This window comes from Sulfurimonas sp. (genome assembly GCF_023229105.1).
Lineage (GTDB): Bacteria > Campylobacterota > Campylobacteria > Campylobacterales > Sulfurimonadaceae > Sulfurimonas.
Window position 1 is genome coordinate 1 of the sequence record NZ_JALNZY010000046.1, and the last position, 16790, is coordinate 16790.

General features: G+C 36.1%; 15 protein-coding genes. 10 read left to right on the plus strand and 5 right to left on the minus strand.

Annotation, left to right across the window (positions count from 1 at the left end):
- Both M0Q17_RS07260 and M0Q17_RS07265 read left to right on the plus strand, forming a co-directional pair.
- Positions 1-977: hypothetical protein (locus M0Q17_RS07260; protein WP_295085249.1), on the plus strand; the 977-nt coding region annotated here is incomplete at its 5' end.
- A gap of 11 nt (positions 978-988) precedes the next feature.
- The gene (locus tag M0Q17_RS07265) at positions 989-3706 is read left to right on the plus strand and encodes a RecB-like helicase (protein WP_295085251.1); all 2718 of its coding nucleotides are present in this window, start codon (positions 989-991) and stop codon (positions 3704-3706) included.
- A gap of 11 nt (positions 3707-3717) precedes the next feature.
- Here M0Q17_RS07265 and M0Q17_RS07270 read toward each other — a convergent pair whose 3' ends face one another.
- Positions 3718-5235, minus strand: coding sequence for a GGDEF domain-containing protein (locus M0Q17_RS07270; RefSeq protein WP_295085253.1), 1518 nt, complete (start codon positions 5233-5235; stop codon positions 3718-3720).
- The gene (locus M0Q17_RS07275; RefSeq protein ID WP_295085256.1) at positions 5235-5855 is read right to left on the minus strand and encodes a cytochrome c family protein; all 621 of its coding nucleotides are present in this window, start codon (positions 5853-5855) and stop codon (positions 5235-5237) included. The genes M0Q17_RS07270 and M0Q17_RS07275 overlap by 1 nt, the downstream gene beginning before the upstream one ends.
- Before the next feature lie 232 nt (positions 5856-6087).
- Here M0Q17_RS07275 and rplM point away from each other — a divergent pair, with 232 nt between their 5' ends.
- From rplM to M0Q17_RS07315, 8 genes are all read left to right on the plus strand, one after another.
- Complete coding sequence (rplM, locus tag M0Q17_RS07280; RefSeq protein ID WP_295085259.1) at positions 6088-6510, plus strand: 50S ribosomal protein L13; 423 nt, start codon at positions 6088-6090, stop codon at positions 6508-6510.
- A gap of 9 nt (positions 6511-6519) precedes the next feature.
- Entirely contained in the window at positions 6520-6909 is a 390-nt protein-coding gene (rpsI, locus tag M0Q17_RS07285; protein WP_295085261.1) for a 30S ribosomal protein S9, read from the plus strand.
- A gap of 115 nt (positions 6910-7024) precedes the next feature.
- Positions 7025-8521 carry a peptide-binding protein gene (locus M0Q17_RS07290; RefSeq protein WP_295085264.1) on the plus strand — a complete coding sequence of 499 codons (1497 nt, stop codon included), beginning with the start codon at positions 7025-7027 and terminating at the stop codon, positions 8519-8521.
- A 1-nt stretch (position 8522) separates the two neighbouring features.
- The gene (locus tag M0Q17_RS07295; RefSeq protein ID WP_295085266.1) at positions 8523-9161 is read left to right on the plus strand and encodes an HAD family hydrolase; all 639 of its coding nucleotides are present in this window, start codon (positions 8523-8525) and stop codon (positions 9159-9161) included.
- A gap of 120 nt (positions 9162-9281) precedes the next feature.
- Positions 9282-9839: a pyruvate flavodoxin oxidoreductase subunit gamma gene (locus M0Q17_RS07300; RefSeq protein WP_295085268.1), complete on the plus strand. Its 558-nt coding sequence runs from the start codon at positions 9282-9284 to the stop codon at positions 9837-9839.
- Between the two features lie 10 nt (positions 9840-9849).
- Positions 9850-10245 (plus strand): 4Fe-4S dicluster-binding protein, encoded by a 396-nt coding sequence (locus tag M0Q17_RS07305; RefSeq protein WP_295085270.1) that lies wholly within the window; start codon positions 9850-9852, stop codon positions 10243-10245.
- Complete coding sequence (locus M0Q17_RS07310; RefSeq protein ID WP_295085272.1) at positions 10245-11468, plus strand: 2-oxoacid:ferredoxin oxidoreductase subunit alpha; 1224 nt, start codon at positions 10245-10247, stop codon at positions 11466-11468. The genes M0Q17_RS07305 and M0Q17_RS07310 overlap by 1 nt, the downstream gene beginning before the upstream one ends.
- Positions 11469-11478: 10 nt before the next feature.
- The gene (locus M0Q17_RS07315; RefSeq protein WP_295085275.1) at positions 11479-12435 is read left to right on the plus strand and encodes a thiamine pyrophosphate-dependent enzyme; all 957 of its coding nucleotides are present in this window, start codon (positions 11479-11481) and stop codon (positions 12433-12435) included.
- Positions 12436-12549: 114 nt separating this feature from the next.
- Here M0Q17_RS07315 and M0Q17_RS07320 read toward each other — a convergent pair whose 3' ends face one another.
- Genes M0Q17_RS07320 through M0Q17_RS07330 form a run of 3 tightly spaced genes read right to left on the minus strand, consistent with a single transcriptional unit; the run spans position 12550 to position 16486 of the window.
- Positions 12550-13326, minus strand: a complete 777-nt coding sequence (locus tag M0Q17_RS07320) for a CheR family methyltransferase (protein WP_295085277.1) — start codon at positions 13324-13326, stop codon at positions 12550-12552.
- Positions 13326-13904 carry a chemotaxis protein CheB gene (locus M0Q17_RS07325; protein ID WP_295085279.1) on the minus strand — a complete coding sequence of 193 codons (579 nt, stop codon included), beginning with the start codon at positions 13902-13904 and terminating at the stop codon, positions 13326-13328. The genes M0Q17_RS07320 and M0Q17_RS07325 overlap by 1 nt, the downstream gene beginning before the upstream one ends.
- A gap of 8 nt (positions 13905-13912) precedes the next feature.
- Positions 13913-16486: an EAL domain-containing protein gene (locus M0Q17_RS07330; RefSeq protein ID WP_295085282.1), complete on the minus strand. Its 2574-nt coding sequence runs from the start codon at positions 16484-16486 to the stop codon at positions 13913-13915.
- Positions 16487-16790 lie beyond the last annotated feature (304 nt).

Consider the following 16790-nt stretch of genomic DNA (forward strand, 5'->3'; position numbering starts at 1 on the left):
TTGCTAGAAATACTACCGGCGAAGTTTTAGATGGGGGGACAGGTGCTGATCTTTTACTTGAAGCTGATACTCTTCAGCTCGCACAAAATGTCAATCTTAGAAATATTACTCTAAGTAATTTTGAAATACTTGATCTTCAGTCTTACAACGGTTATCTTAATTTATCTCAGTTAGGTTCAAATAGTTTTCAAACCATAAAAGGAAGTGGTAATTTTTATCTTTACGGTACGTCAAGCGATGATAATTTGGACTTTGGTACTATAGACTTTAGTGGATTTAGCGGTAATATGTATGTCTATGGTTATGGTGGGGATGATATCTATAATTTCGAAAATGCAACTTTAGGCACTGATGCCACTTTTTACCTTGATGCAAGCAGTGGAACAGACACCCTCAAGCTCGGAGCAAATCAGACTTTAAATATGACGGATAACTACTATAACACTTTTGAAAAATTTGATATAGGTGCCGACTCTACACTAAACGTTAATGCGCTTAATAATAACGGAAGGTCATTTTACGCACATAATAAAGACTTTGATAACATTAGTGCAGATGATGGACTCATCAACTTTATAGGTGGCAGTGGAGATGATATTTTTTATGTTGATTACACTGCTTTAGAAGCTGGAAAGTTGAGTATAGATGGTAAAGGTGGAGCGGATAGAGTTGACATAAGAGCGTTTACTGGAGATGTTGATTTTACAAATGTCGGGGATAGTAATCTATTTTCAAATATCGAAACATTAGATATAGATCAAGCAGGAAGTTACGATGTAAACTTAAGTGCGGATGTTTTAGCTGCATGGATTGACGGCTCAAATTTAACTCTAGATATAGCAAATAATGCACAAGGAAGCAAAATTACTATTACTGGCGCAGAAGGTGGAGATATCACAAACTTAACATTGGGCTCTAGCTACAGCATAGTATCCGCTGATGACCCTAGCCTTAGCTTCACTATGGCAGTCGTGTAAAAAACTGTTTCATGTTTATAAATAATCTAGCTTACGAGGCTAGCGCTGGAAGTGGAAAGACTTTTATGCTTGTGGTGCGTTATCTTAGTCTGCTTTTTAAAGGTGCTTCGCCTTCTAAAATTTTGGCGCTTACTTTTACAAACAAAGTCGCAAATGAGATGCAAGAGAGAGTTGTGTCTACGCTTGAAGAGCTTGATTATAGAGGGGAGCTTGAGGAGATAGCAAAGGTTACGGGATTTTCTCGTGAGTTTTTGCTTGAAAATCGTCAAAGAATTTTAGGTGAGTTTTTAAATTCGCATACAAAAATCATGACGATTGATAGTTTTTTTACTCAAGTTTTACGAAAGTTCTCTCTTTACGCCTCATTGATGCCTGATTTTTCTACTTTTTCTTCTCAACATGAGCTTAAACTTCTCTCCCGATTTTTAAAAGAGGTAAGCGTTGCTGGCAAAAAAGAGACTCTTGTAACTCTCTCTTTGCACTCAAACAAGCGACTAACTGATATATTTGGACTTTTGGATGAGTTTTATATCAAAGCTCAAGAGCTTAAACATATAGAGTTTAAAAAGCAGAATTTTTTAGAGTTTGAAAATGAAGCGATGCTTTACATATCGGAGCTAAGAGAGATTGTAGAGTCATGCAAAGATGCTTCCTCCATCGTTTTAAAAGCGGTTGAGGCTGAGAGTTTTGAGGAGTTGAGCGCTAAGGCTTGGATTGGCAGAGAGAGCTTAAACTACAGTACATTTAAAAAGTGTTTTACGCCTGTTATGGATGAGTTACTATCTAAAATTCAAGAGGCGATAAAAAATCAAAACAGAGCAAAAGAGCAGAACTTCTTTTTTGCCCTAAAAGAGCTATCCGATATATATAAAAAGTCGAAAAAAGCGCTCTATATGGATGATAGTGAGCTTAGTTTTAGTGATGTTACATATCTTGTTTATGAGATTTTAAATCTCCTTGATGATAGCGAATTTTTATATTTTAGACTTGATGCGCAGATAGAGCATATGTTGCTTGATGAGTTTCAAGATACGAGCATTTTGCAGTATGAGATACTAAAGCCGCTTATAAACGAGATAACCTCAGGCAAAGGCATCTTTGATAATGGAAGTTTCTTTTTTGTTGGAGATGTAAAGCAGTCTATCTACAGATTTCGCGGTGGGGTAAGTGCTCTGTTTGGAAGCGTTCAAGAGCAAAACGGCACACATGTAGAGAAGCTTCTCACAAACTATCGCTCACAAAAAGAGGTTGTAGAGTTTGTAAATGAGGTCTTTAAAGATAAGATAAAAAACTATACGCCTCAGCTAGTCAGAGAAGATGCAAAGAGCGGTTATGTAGAGGTTATACAAAATGAGGAGCCGCTTCAAGAAGTCATAACTCAGGTAAAGAGGCTTATAAGTTTAGATGCAGATATAAATGAGATAGCTGTCCTTTGTGCTACAAACGGCGATGGACAAGAGATAGAGCAGGCGCTGCGTGCTCAAAACATAGAGGTTGTAACGGAGACGACGACAAAACTTATCAACCAAAAGAGCATCAGGGCAATTTTAGAGTATTTGAAGTATCAATACTTTGGCGAAGATATCTACATGTACAACTTTTTTGCTCTTATTTCACAAGAAGCTAGAAGCATCAAGAGAGTTGATTTTAATAGAGTAAAAATCTTGGATATTGTTAAAAATGTTATAAAAGAGTTTGGACTTTTTAGTGATGACTTTAATCTTATCAGATTTTTAAACACACTCTCAAAATATAGCGATATAGAAGCACTTTTATTTGAGTATGAGAGGCTTGATGTTAGTGCAGCTGCTTCAGAACTTAACGGCGTGAGGGTACTTACCGTTCATAAGTCAAAAGGTTTGGAGTATGAGCATGTCATAGTAATGGACAGACTAAAAAAAGCTCCGCCGGCTCGTGATGCTATAATCTATGAGTATGATGAAATAGCACTGAAAAATATCTACCTTCGTATAAAAGGGCGAGATGCCATAGATAAGCACTATGCAAATGCGCTCTTAAAAGAGAAAGCCTTGGTTTATGAAGATAGCCTAAACGCTCTATATGTAGCATTTACGAGAGCCAAAGAGAGCCTGTTTATTGTTTTAAAATCAAAAGACTCTATGTTTGATATACTGGATTTGTCGCCAAGCAGGCATGGAAGTTTAAAATATAGTGAAAATCATCACAAAGCTGCAGATGAAAAAGAGTTTCATGCGCTGGAGTACAAAGAGCTTTACTATGGAACGCAAAGCGATATATTAGAGTTGGAAAAAACGCAAGAAGAGGATATAAAAGCTATAAATTTTGGACTTGCAATGCACTATATGTTAGAGATGCTTCAAGAGTTTGATTTGCAAAGTATCGCACATGCAAAAGATATGATGCTCAATAAATATGGACATATATTAGAAGATGAAGAGATACAAGATATATCTCGCAGAGTAAAAATGCTTCTACAAGATGAGGAGTTTCTCTCTTTAATAGGTAAAGAGTGTTATAGAGAAAAAGCGATAAGATACAAAAAAAATCTTAAATATATTGACCTTTTAGTAAAAATAGATTCTGCAAAATGGAACATTATTGATTATAAAAGCGCAATCTCCCATCAGCAAGAGCATTTAAAGCAGATAGGCTCATATGTTAAGGCAATAAAAGAGATAACCGGCGATGATGCAGAGGGCTATATCTGTTATCTATTGGCAGATGGCATTAAAATTACCAAAATCTAGAGAAGGTCCTCTTAAAAAACCTCTACCCTGTTTCGTCCGAGTTTTTTAGCATTATAGAGAGCTTCATCCACCTCTGAAAACATTGTTGCATAACTTTCATGCTCTTTGCGCATACTGTTAACACCTATACTTGTTGTTAGGCTTATATTTTGCTTTTCAAACTCTATGGGTTTTTGTTCAATACTTTTTCTTACAGAATCAGCAACTTTTACTGCTGTGTGCAAATCAGTCTCAGGCAGTATAATTACAATCTCTTCTCCGCCATAACGCCCAATAAAGTCCGTCTCCCTTTGGCACTTTTTAATTCTAGCACTAACTTGTCTTAGCACTTCGTCTCCAGCCATGTGTCCGTAGGTATCGTTAACATGTTTGAAGTGGTCAAGGTCTATAATCATAATGGATAGTTCTTTATCGTATCGTTTTGCTCTTTTAAACTCAGTCTCAAGGCTCTCCTCCAGATAACGTCTGTTCCAAAGCCCCGTTAGAGAATCAATTTTACTTAAGAGCTCTATCTCTTTTGTTCGCTGTTTGACTAGGTGTTCTAAGCGCTCTTTTTCTGTTCTGGACTGCTCAATCGCCGAGAAGTAAATTAGTCTTGAAGTCAAAAGTGCAAAGAGCAGGGCAATTATCGCAGTTACGGTAGCCGTCGTAAAGAGCCTATTTTCATGGCTTATATAGGTTGTCGCATCAATGAGCAATAAGAGTTTCATCTTTTCATTGTTTTCATGCATATGTGAATCAATCATGGTGCGGTATCTTAACTTCCCATCAATCTCTACCATATTTGACTCAAAAGTATCTCTATCTTTTATCTTTGTTGAAACAAGCCGACTATCGCTGCTGGCAAAAACATTGTCATGTTCATCTATAATAGATATTTGTATAATATTTTTTGCTGATTTGATATAAGCATGTAAGAAATCATTTATATTTATTTTTGTAAGTATCGCCAGGCTGTTTGTTATAGAGCCGTCCATAGATTTTAGCAGGTTTTGAACATCAACCTCTCTTCTGAGAATGGAAAAATTATCAGGTGAGCCGTTTTGCAGATTATACTCTGATATATCAACGGCTAAATCAATAATCCCGACAAGTTTGTTGCCTAGGTGTATGGGATAATAGATTGACATAACATTTACAAAATCACGAACTTCAAAAAAGAATGTGTTTAACTTGCGATTGTCTTTTGTTGCATCAATAAAACTCTCTGATGATAAAATTTTTCCTATCTCATCTTTAAACATTGAGTTTCTGATTGTACCGTCTGGCTCAATGTATCTAAACTCAAATATTTCCAAGCCAAAAGAGACGTCATTTACTAGCTTTTGAAGATTAATGGTAGATTTAATATCATGAAAACGCTCTATTGCCGAGGAGACTGAACTAGCAACATTAAGCGAGTTATTGTGAAGCTGTGTAAGCAGAAGATTTTTCTGTGTCTTATAGTTGTAATAAGATAGATAAGCTATCCCGACAACTAAAGAGAAGAGTATTATGGGAACCGTATATTTTTTAATAAAGGAAATCATTAGTTCCCTGAATTTGGAGCAGCATTTTTATAGCTATTATACGCTTTTTCAAAATCATGATATGATCTGTCCCAGCGCTGAGTATGACAGCTTTTGCACATGTTTACAAGTATCTTTGGGTTATCTACTCCTGCAAGAAAGCCGCCTCCCGCAAACTTTTTAACTTCATTTTTGGCATTAACTTTTGCCAATGCTATATGAACATTGCCAGGACCATGACACCCCTCGCATTGAACATTAGCAAGCCTTGGAGTTTTTTCCATATCAACAAAGCCACTCGGAACAAGATGTCCTGTGGAGTGACACATGAGACAATGAGAGTTTTTTTCATTTCCAGATAATACCAGACTCTCCATCGCATGGTCATGCGGATCTTTCTTTCTGCCTAAAAAGAAGTTTCTATGGCACAGGCGACACTTAGCGTTACCGACATAGTTATACTCTCCAGAGGTTATAGCGTCATTATATACTCTATCACCCAGGGATTGTTTTAATGGAATCTCTGGCATAGGAGAGTTTAACTCATCTACAACCCTTTGATTCTCAGCCGCATGTACATTTACAAAAAAAAGCAACGCCAAAACAGTTAAAATCTTTTTAAATAGAGGATTAATACTCATTTATTTTACTCTTTGATATAATTTATTAATACGATAATTATTATATCGTTTAAATATTGAAAATTTCTAAAATTTAACAGTAGTTAGAAAAATAAAGATAAGCAAGCAGGTTCATTGAACCTTAAAAAAACCATAAATTAAGTTACTTATAAGGTTAAAAAGATATACTTTCGCCAATTAAATGGGCATTTTTAAATGTTGATGTTAAGAAAATTACTTGAAAGGTTCAAGAATGAAATTCACAAAAATTGCAACTCCTGAACAAATTGATCAAAAATGGGTTTTGATTGATGCTGAAGGTAAAACTTTTGGTCGTATAATCACTGAAGTAGCAACTATACTTCGTGGTAAAAACAAGCCGTGTTTTACTCCAAATATTGACTGTGGTGATTTTGTTGTTATAGTTAATGCTTCTAAAGCAAAATTTAACGGCCTTGGCAAAATTGCTAACAAAGAGTATTTTTCATACTCTGGCTACTTTGGTAGTGTAAAAAGCACAAAAATGACTGAACTTTTAGAAAAAAATCCTGAGAAGCTTTACAAATTGGCTACTCGTGGTATGCTTCCTAAAACTAAGCTTGGTGCTAAAATGATTAAAAAATTAAAAATTTATGCAGGTGCTGAACATCCTCACACTGCACAATTAGCTAAGTAAGGAAACCAGATGGCAAAAATATATGCAACAGGACGTCGTAAAGCGTCAATAGCAAAAGTATGGTTAACTCCAGGTAGCGGAAATATAAGCATCAACGGTCTTTCATTAGATGCATGGTTAGGTGGATTAGAGGCTAAAAAACTTCGTGTTAAGCAACCTCTTGCACTAACAAAACAAGATACGTCTGTTGATATCGTAGCAACTACTTTAGGTGGTGGTTTCGGTGGTCAAGCTGACGCACTTCGTCATGGTATCTCTCGTGCATTAGTAAAATTTAACCCAGAGTTAAAAGCTATACTAAAACCTGAGGGTATGATGACTCGTGATTCACGTATTGTTGAACGTAAGAAGCCAGGCAAGCGTAAAGCACGTCGTTCTCGCCAATTCTCTAAGCGTTAATCGCTACAAAAACCTTTTTTTCGGTGCTTCTTGCGCCGGAGAAATCTCCTTTAAACTTTTCATTAACATTTTCTTCTATTTTACTTTGGTATAATCGCTCAAAAAAAGAGGCATTTTGCGCTGTTTACTGTTTCTGATTTTATCACTTAATCTTTTTGCTTCAACGCTTCATTTAGCAACATCGGCTAATCCCTCACGGCTCAATCCCATACTCGCAACCGATTCAAGCTCTTCAGAGATTACCGGTTTTTTATTTAACGGACTTGTAAAGTACGATAAAGATTTATCAACAATCATAGGAGATTTGGCAGAGGAGTTTACTTTTGAAGATGAAAAAACACTCCTTTTTAAACTCCGTAAAAATGTAAAGTGGCATGATGGAAAAGACTTTACTTCAAAGGATGTCCTATTTACCTATGAGGTTCTTATATCATCGAAAATAAGCTCCCCTTATAGCTCTAATTTTCGTTTTGTTGAGAGTGTTGAAGCGGTTGATACATGGAGTGTAAGAGTAAAATATAAGCAACCATACTTTAAAGCATTAGAGACATGGATGATGGGTATTTTACCGGAGCATATTTTAAGAGATGAGCAAAATTTGATGAACTCCTCTTTTAATACAAATCCCATAGGTACGGGTGCATATAAACTTTACCAGCTTGAGCACTCAAAAAATATTATTCTTAAAGCATATGATGAGTATTTTGAGGGCAGGGCAAAGATTGATACGATTTCGTTTCATGTTATAGCTGACCCCATGACGCGCTTTTTGATGCTAAAATCCTCCGCTTTAGATGTTGGAAGCATAGAGCCTATGCAGTATGAAAAACAGCTAAGTAGTGATTTTTTTAAAAAATTTAATATCTATGAAAATATCTCACAATCCTATACCTACCTAGGGTTCAATCTGCGCTTAGAGAAGTTTCAAAATCCAAAAGTAAGAGAGGCGCTCTCCTTGGCGATTGACAGAAAAGAGCTAGTAGATATTCTTTTTTTTGGTCATGCAAAGGTTTGCACAGGACCTTTTTTGCCGGGAACAAAAGCATTTAATGAGAGCGTTAAAGCACCAACGCAAAATATACAAAAGGCGAAAGAACTTTTAAAGGAGGTGGGATACGACGAAGCTAATCCCTTTACCTTTGAGATAGTAACCTCAAATGCTAGCGAGATAAGACCTTATGCTGCTCAGATACTTCAGCATCAGCTTAAAAAATCGGGTGTGATTGTAACACTTCGCGTTATGGAGTGGCAAGCCTTTTTAAATATGGTAGTTTTCCCACATAAGTTTGAGAGTGTGCTGCTTGGATGGGGACTCTCCCCTACACCCGACCCCTATATGTTTTGGCATAGCGACAACGATAAACAGGGGGGATTTAACCTCGTAGGGTATCACAACCTCAAAATAAATAAAATGATTGAGGATTCTCAGAGCATAATCGACGGCGAAAAACTATCAGTTATGTGGAGAGAGATGTTTAAGATTATAACAGATGAAAATCCGTATCTTTTTTTATATATTCCAAACGCAATTACAACACTTAACAAAGAGATAAAAAACATAGAACCAGCTCCCAGCGGAATTTGGCATAACTACATAAAATGGGAGAAATAATTTGATAATATTATTTGATTTAGACGGCACATTGATTGACTCTACAGAGGCAATTTTAGAGTCGTTTCACCACTCTTTTGATTTGCATAAACTCTTAAGAAAAGAGGATGAAGAGATAAAGTCACTCATAGGGTATCCGCTTGATATCATGTATGAAAATTTGGGAGTTGAGAAGAGTTTAATTTCCGAGATTATTACGACATACAAAGAACATTACAGAGATATCTCAACGCAAAAAACCCAGCTTTTGAAAAATGCAAAAGAGGCTGTAGAGTTGGCAAAAGAGTTTGCTACGCTTGGAATAGTAACTACAAAAACAGGAGAATACTCCAAAGTGTTAATGGAGCATTTTAATATCATGCATCACTTTGATGTTCTCATCGGCAGAGAAGATGTTGTAAATCCAAAACCACATGCGGAGCCTATAATGAAAGCTTTGGAGAAATTAGATACTAAAAATAAAGAGATATGGATGATTGGAGATACAAAATTAGATCTCATAGCAGCTCAAGGCGCAAATGTAAATTCTATTGGAGTTTTGAGTGGTTATGACAAGGCCCAAACATTAAAAATGTTCACAAATGTTATACTTAATGATGCTCTAGAAGCCGCTGTGTACTTGCAAAAGAGGAAAAAATAACACACTTTTCTTAGTTCTTAAAAAAGAATAAACTGTCAAGCTGTATTTAAGAGCAACTTGTCTAAAATAAGGGTAAAACAGAATAGATGGTTTTTGTATATTAATTAAAAGGGAGAGTATATGCTAGAAATTAGATGGCATAGTCGTGCCGGACAAGGGGCTGTTACCGGCGCTAAAGGTTTGGCCGATGTTATTTCTACTACTGGTAAAGAGGTGCAGGCGTTTGCATTTTATGGATCTGCAAAACGTGGAGCTGCAATGACTGCCTATAACCGTGTAGATGATAAGACAATTATGAATCATGAAAAATATATGATGCCTGATTACGTTTTTGTTATTGACCCTGCTTTGGCGATAACAACTGACGTTACGGTAAATCACAAAGATACTACAAAATATATAATTACTACTCATTTAAGCAAAGAGGAACTGCTTCAAGCTCAGCCGAAGTTGCAAGGCAAGGATGTTTATACTGTTGATTGTATAACAATTGCAAATGAAACTATCGGTCGTCCTATTCCAAATACACCGATGCTAGGGGCATTTATGAAAATTTCAGGAATGTATGATATCGAGTTTTTTAAAAATAGCATGAAAAGAATACTCGAAAAATTACCACAAAAGATTGTTGATGCAAATATGGTTGCAATTCAGCGAGCTTATGATGAAGTAAAGTAAGGGGCTTATGATGGCAAAAAAAGGATGGGATGAGTTTGAAATCGGAGCTATGCTTCGTACATTCGACGGGAAGATAGACGATATAGCAGCAACGCGACAAGAAGATCGTGCATATTCACAAAATAGTTCTTATACTGCGAGTGTTGCCGATTGGAGATTGATTAAGCCGATATTTAACAAAGATTACTGTATTGATTGTCAATTTTGCTGGGTATATTGTCCGGACGTTTCAATAATCTCAAGAGATAAAAAATTAATCGGCGTAGATATGGACCACTGTAAAGGGTGTGGAATTTGTGTTGAGGTTTGTCCTACAAACCCAAAATCACTTCTAATGTTCCCAGAACAAGCAGACGAAGAGACAGAGATAGCTTCGTGGCCTAAAAAAGATGAGGAAGAAGCATAATGGCATTTGATAAAATGGAATTAAGAGATATCGAAGTATGGGATGGAAATTTTGCTGCTGCTCAAGCAATGAGACAGGCTCAAATTGATGTTGTTGCAGCATATCCGATTACACCCTCAACTCCTATTGTTGAAGGGTATGCACAGTTTTTAGCTGATGGCTATATTGAGGGCGAATTTGTAATGGTTGAGTCTGAGCATGCTGCTATGAGTGGATGTATCGGCGCTGCTGCTGCAGGTGGACGCGTTGCTACTGCAACTTCATCTCAAGGTTTTGCACTGATGGTTGAAACTCTTTATCAAGCATCTGGAATGAGACTTCCAATTGTTTTGAATTTAGTAAATCGTGCACTTGCATCACCGCTTAATGTTAACGGCGATCACTCAGACATGTATCTAGGTCGTGATAGTGGCTGGATACAATTTGATGCATACTCTCCGCAAGAAGCATATGATTTAAATCTTATTGCTTTTAAAGTAGCAGAAGATCACGATATTAGACTTCCGGCAATGGTAAATCAGGATGGATTCTTAACCTCGCATACAGCACAAGGCTTAAAGCCGTTATCCGATGATGCTGCTTATGCTTTTGTTGGTGAGTTTAAGCCTATGAACGACATGCTCGATTTTGAGCATCCTGTAACGCATGGTGTACAAACAGAAGAAGATTGGCATTTTGAACATAAAGCACGTCAACATAACGACTTGATGGTAAAAGTTTTACCAAAAATCAAAGAGGTGTTTGCAGATTTTGAAAAAATTAGCGGTCGCAAATATAATCTTGTTGAAAAGTATGATATGGATGATGCTGATATCTGTGTTGTTTGTATGGGGAGCTCGGTTGAGACTGCTCGTGAAGTAGCATCAGAGATGAGAGCAAATGGTATTAAAGCCGGCGTGGTTGGAATTAGAGTATTAAGACCAATTCCGTTTTTTGAAATTATTGAAGCACTAAAAGATATAAAAGCAATAGCAGCACTTGATCGTTCATCTCCAAATGGTGCAGCGGGAATGCTTTTCAATGAAATAGCAGGAGCACTCTTTAATACAGACTCAAAAGCGCTTCTTTCAGGATATGTTTATGGACTAGGCGGGCGTGATTTAACAAAAGCTCATTTAGTAGCTCTTTTTAAAGAACTTCAAGCAAATGCAGATGCCGGTAAAATAACTACACAATTACAACAATTTATCGGTGTTCGCGGACCGAAATTAGCGTATTTATAAGGAGAAAACTATGAGTGAAATGAAAAAAATAAAAAACTTAAAAGAGTTTTCGACATCGGCTGACCGTTTTGAGGGAGCTAATCTTTTATGCCCTGGTTGTGCACACTCGATTATCGTTCGTGAAGTATTAAATGCTACGAATGATGACTTAATACTTTCAGCATCTACAGGATGTTTGGAGGTTTGTACGGCGGTTTACCCATACACCTCATGGGATGCATCTTGGATTCATATCGGGTTTGAAAATAGCTCAACTGCAGTGGCAGGTGCTGAGAGCATGTATAAAGCGTTAAAGAAAAAAGGACGCTTAAAGCAACCAGATCGCAACCCTAAATTTGTCTCTTTTGCAGGAGACGGGGCTTCGTATGATATCGGTTTTCAATGGATATCAGGATGTATGGAACGTGGGCATAACATTATGCATATCGTACTAGATAATGAAGTCTATGCAAATACAGGGGGTCAGAGATCTTCCTCTACTCCTATAGGATCCTCTGCTACAACATCACCGGCAGGTCGTGTTAGCTATGGAGAAAAAAGAAATAAAAAAGATATCGTTTCAATTATGGCTGCTCACAATATTCCATATGTTGCACAAGTTGCTCCAAATAAATGGAAAGATATGGTGAAGAAGATTCAACACGGTTTTGCAGTTGAGGGACCGGTATTTATAAATGCTGTTTCGCCATGTACAACAGAGTGGAAGTTCGACCCTAAAGATACTATGAATATAGCTGATTTAGCGACTGACTCTTTAGTGTTTCCACTATATGAGATAATCGATGGACATGAATTAAATATTACATATAGACCTAAAAACATTGTTCCTGTTGAGGAATACTTAGCAGCTCAAGGACGCTTTAAGCATCTTTTTAAAGATGAGTATAAGTACCTAATTAAAGAGTGGCAAGAGAGAGTAGATGAAAAATGGGCGTACTTGCAACGCCGCGAAGAGGCTCGCGTTTAAAAAGCGTTTATCTTCGGCGCATCTTGCACAAAACTAGCCCGCTCGGCGTACTACAGTACGCAATCGGGCTAGTTTTGCACAATCTACACCAAATCTAAAACTTTTTCTTTTTTTTTAAAATAGGTCTGCGTGACCGAAAAAAATTTCTTGATTTGGATTTTTTCTTAAACTCTCTAAAATCTCTTTTGCCCTGTTTTTTGTCTCTTTATCAAAGTAGATGAGCATATTTCTTGAAAATATAAAGTCAAATTTTCCAATTGTTATAAATGAGGGATCAAATAGGTTGAGGACTTTAAAGGTGACTTGCGATTTAACACTCTCTTTTAAAATATACACAGAATCATCTTTGAGAAAATATTTTTCAATTATTTCGGGAGTTAGATTACGCATATTTCTTGCTTTATAAATGGCATCTTTAGCTTTGCTTGTGGCATCATGGTTGATATCTATGCCTGTAATATGAAAACGATTATGCGCCACGCCTGCCTCAAGCAACGCAATAGCAATCCCATACGGCTCCTCTCCTGTGGCAGATGGAGCGCATAAAATAGTTACCTCTTTAGCCGCATCTTTTACAAGCCCTACTAGCTCTTGTATCTGCTTAAACTCTCTATAAAAAAATGTTTCATTTGTTGTGAGAGTATCTATGAGAGCTTGTTTTAACTCCCTGTTATGCTCTATTAGTTTAAGAAGCTCTAAAAATGAGTATATATTTCTTTGTTTGCAAAATGTAGTTACTTTATTTTGTAAAATTGAGATTTGCTTGTCAAAGGTTACTCCTGTTTCACTTTTAAAATACTCCGCTATGGGTATTATATTTGTGTAATCTTCAACTATGTTTTGAATATGTTCACTCTCTACGTTGCCTCTTTTTTTAAAAAAACTAAACATTAGCTACAAAACTCCACAATTTTATTTTTGATATAAAGAGTATCTCCTATTTCGATACCCTCTATCTCTTTTCTTGCTCTACTTGGCATGCCATCCACTATAGCGCTTTGACTATCTTGGGTAATTGTTTTAGCTCCTCTAAGGGAGAGTTGTTTACACCCCTCGACGCCATCGTCTCCAATTCCCGTAAGTATAACACCTAGTATCTCAATATTTTTTGTATAGTAAGCTAGGGAGTTAAAGATAGTATTGATATCGGGATTATATTTATGGTTTTGCGATGGCTCGATACTAAAGAGAAGTCTATCTTTATCCATTGAAACAGAGGTGCTTCCATGGCAAAGATATATTTTTGTACTCTCTATGGCATCATTGTCCTTTGCCATAATAATACTATTTGTGCTAAGGCTTTGGAGCCTTTTTGCAAAGCTGGGTATAAATTCAAGAGACATATGCTGAGCAATAATCACTGTTGTGTTGTTGAGTATAGGAAGCGAGCGGATTATTTTTTCTATCTGCCCCGGTCCACCAGTTGATGCACCTATAATAACTATTTTTTTGGGAACGGTTGCACTCAAGTAAGCACCTATGAAAGGTTTTTTTTGGGGGAACTAAAATAGTAACCCTGTGAATAGTCGATATCTAGTTCCTTGACTATTTTAAAAATCTCTTCATTTTCAACAAACTCTGCAATAGTTTTCATCTTAAGCTTCTTAGCAAAATCAACTATAGTAGATACAACAAGATAAGCATTTTTGTCTTTGTCTATATTTTTTATCAAGGAGCCGTCTATTTTGAGATAATCCGCTTTTAGTCGTATAAGATACTCAAAGTTGCTGTATCCCGTGCCAAAATCATCTATTGCTATTTTGCAGCCATATTTTTTTACTTCATTTATAAAATTTATAGCACCTTGAAAATTTTCAATGTACTCCGATTCAACAATTTCAAAAACTACCCTGGAGCCTAAATTGTACTTCTGCAGCATCAATAAAATATATTCAAACATCTGCTCTTCAATCATATCAATGATGGAGAGATTGACAGAGAACTCCGCGTCACTCTCTTTAAACATTTCAAAAGCTTGAAAAAGAACTGTTTTTGTAATGTTGAAATATTGCCTTGTCTGTTTCGCAATATCTAAAAAGAAAAAAGGAGAGATTACTTTATTTTCATCAATCATCCTAACTAGGCACTCATACTTTTCATACTTCAAATTTGCATTGTTTACGATAGGCTGATAATAAGTTACTATGTTGTTTTGTGCAATTGCAAAAGAGAGTTTTTTACTCCATGTAATGTTGCTTTCATACTCTTTGCTTAAAGAAATCTCATCATCATAAACAAGATAGTTGCTGTTGCTTCTCTTAGCGAGTTTAAGCGCCATGTTCGCAGTAGATAACAGTTTGCCCTTCTCCTCTTCATAGGAGATGCCGCAGCTGCAAGAAGGCACGATATGCTCCTCATCTATTTTTATACTCTCTTGTACCATTTTAAGGATTTTTTGAACAAGCCCCTCAAAAAGATGCTTAGAATACCCACCGGCTAAAATAACAAACTCATCTCCTTGGAGTCTGTAAAATTTTATGTTTCTATCAAGCATAATTAGTTGATATATTTTATCTGCAACAGCTTTGATGACATTGTTTCCAAAATCATGACCGTAAAAATCGTTTATTTGCCTAAAGTTGTCAAGATTAAAAATTGCAAGTGACAGATTTTCAAGCTGCTTTATATCATCTTGGAGTTTTGTTCTGTTTCCGTAACCGGTTAAAAAATCCCTAGCAGAAGCCTCTTTAATCTCTGTTATGTTTGTTCTTATCCCTATATACTCTATAATGTTTCCATCTCTACCTAGAATCGGTTTTATAAAGGCTTTGACCCAGAAGGAATTTTTGTTTTTACTGATATTTTGAATTTCGCCCGACCATGTCTGTTTGAGATATTTTATGGTGTGCCACAGCTCTTTAAAGGTCTCCTTTGGCATATCCTGATGCCTTGTAATATTGCTCGACTTTCCAATCAATTCATTTTTTGTGTAGCCGCTGATTTTGCAAAAAGCTTCATTTGCGTAGGTAATAAAACCTTTTTCGTCTGTTTTTGTAACTATAAAATTTTCATCAACGGCTGATTTATACTGCTCTAAGAGTAAAAGCGAATCACTATGTTTGTCTATGAGATTTTTATTTGAAAAGAGAATCTCCTTTATTTCTAAAAGCATCAACATAATCAGTGTGCCGATGGAGATAGTTAAAAATAAAATAAGGAAGACAATTTTATAAAAAAGCATCTCTGTTTTATCCTCAATCATACTTCTTGCTCTTAAAAAAAGTTTATCTTCTACCTCCTTGAGAAGATTAATGGTTTGGGTAGATTTATCAAGCCACTCAGAGGCTTTTATGTTTGTTACACTCCCTAGCTTTGCTTTTTCTATAATCTTAAAAACCTCTAAAGATACTTCCTGATTAATTTTAGTATCAAAAAAAGCAACGATATCATTTGGCGCAGTTGTGCGAAAAATCATGCTATTGCTATTATATATCTCTAATTGACCTGCAAAAGAGATAAGTGTGTCATTTGAAAACAAAGAGAGAGTAAAGGCTTCATACAGGTTTGCCCTAATTTGTCCTAAAGACTCTTTTGCAAAAGAGAGATGCGTATATGCTTGAATAAGATTTCTATTATCTTTGTCATTCATCATCAAGGGAAAAGTTCTTGTTAGATTTAAAAGGGTGGATATTTTTTTTGTATAGTAATTTTTTGCATCAAAAGCAGATAAGTGAAGTAGATGAATGCTTTTTCTGTTGGATTTTAAATCGCTTAAGAGATTTATAATGGTATTGTCGGTGTTTTTCATGTGTGCAAATAGAATCATAGCATTGTTTATCACTTTGTCCGAGTTACTCATGGCAAGTAAAAGCCTGTCATCTTCTTCATTTGTGTTGTTACTTGCAATAAGTCCGACGGTAAGCCCTCTTTCTATCTGTAAAACATGGATAACCCCAGAGAGTGCATCTGCTTCTATAATACGATTTTTTGTCTCTTGAAGATTTTCTCTCTCATCATATGCTCTAGATAAAAGCATAAATGAGAGCACCAAGATAAAAGATATCGTAGCTACGGATAATAATAGTAATTTTGATTTTAAATCTAGCTTCATAGTCGATATTTCTTATATATGCGCATTTTTAAATAATCTCTTGTTTCTTAATATTCTAGGTAAATTTATTAGATTTGTCAATCCTTGTAACCGTGAGAAAACTCCATTTAGAGTGAGTTTTGAGCGATTAATGCGCTAAATTTAGATAACTATGAGTTATATTACGTCCTAAAAGTCTCTAGCTTCGCATGAAGCTCATCCGTCATAGAGTTAAGATGCTCTGCTGCCGCTGCAATTTCTTCTACATTTCTTGCGTTATTAGAAGAGATTGTATTTATCTCTGAGACTTGAGAGACGATAAAAT